At 30.7% G+C, this 1,054-nt stretch carries 2 protein-coding genes; both read right to left on the reverse strand.

Annotated elements, in window-relative coordinates:
* Positions 1-26: 26 nt before the first annotated feature.
* Complete coding sequence (locus B5G52_RS21710; RefSeq protein WP_013463096.1) at positions 27-701, reverse strand: hypothetical protein; 675 nt, start codon at positions 699-701, stop codon at positions 27-29.
* Between the two features lie 120 nt (positions 702-821).
* Positions 822-1,054: hypothetical protein (locus tag B5G52_RS22140; protein ID WP_176372606.1), on the reverse strand; the 233-nt coding region annotated here is incomplete at its 5' end.

Here is a 1,054-nt window from a genome sequence, read left to right on the forward strand (position 1 = left end):
CTGTTTTGCTATGTTCTAGGCTTTTTTCAAATAAAAACATCGACTTTCTTTTTGTCGGTTAACAATAAAGCAGCCTTTTCTTGATATAAATCAAAAGTATCGTCTGATATAAATTTATCAAACGTATTAATTATTTCTTTCATGTAAGAGGCTCTTACTTGATAAGTCTGACGTTCAGGATATTCTTTAGCAAGTCCATCTAATTTCTCTGAACTATTAGAAAAATACTCCATAACATTAATTTTTTTATCAGGATCTACATCCCCTCCACCATAAGAAAGGATCCTAAGTTTAGACTCTAAACTATTCATATCTTCTCTTTTTTTGGATATTATGGGGTTTCCTGACTTACCTAATCTAACTGGTTCATCACTATCGTATTTTTGTGTGTATTCTCGTTCCATTTCATTCACATTTTTAACAATACTATGAAGTTCTTTTATACTCATATTAGAAAAGTTGAGCTCTTCTTTTTTAAATACTTTTTCATATGCACTTCCCTCAATTAATGATGAATCAAAAGCATTATTGTCTTTTTTTTCTTTAACTTTAGGATCAAGGTGAGTTGTGTTTATATTAATTTTTAAGCCACTTTCGCTTGTTTTAGTAGAAAAGCTTTTTATTTTTTCATCATCACTGTTTGTAAAAATAGATATTTTACTTTCAAATAGAGTAGGTAGTAGATTGGTGCTGATTTTCATAAAAATCCTTTTTCATATGTCGTTTTCTTTTATCGACATAATTTTATAAAACTTAAGCTTTTATTTTAGATTGTTTTCTATTAACGACTCATAGGGCTGAGTCGTTAATAGAAAGTTTAACTAGCCACCAGATCTTACTTCATAAGTAATTCCACCATAAGTAGATCCAGTTGTTGTTTTATTTTCAACTTCCCAATAATAAGTGCCTGCATTAAAGATAGAAGTGGAAACTGCTACGCTATATCCGCCAGCAACTCTATCTCCATTGCTATCAACCAAAGTCACTTTGAAATCATGTCCGTCATAGTTTCTTAAAATTGCAAAACTGAATCGCCCCGTGTTTGCCAGAGACT

Origin of the sequence: Pseudoalteromonas sp. A601 (genome assembly GCF_002165575.1) — a bacterium.
In the GTDB taxonomy this organism is placed as follows: domain Bacteria; phylum Pseudomonadota; class Gammaproteobacteria; order Enterobacterales; family Alteromonadaceae; genus Pseudoalteromonas.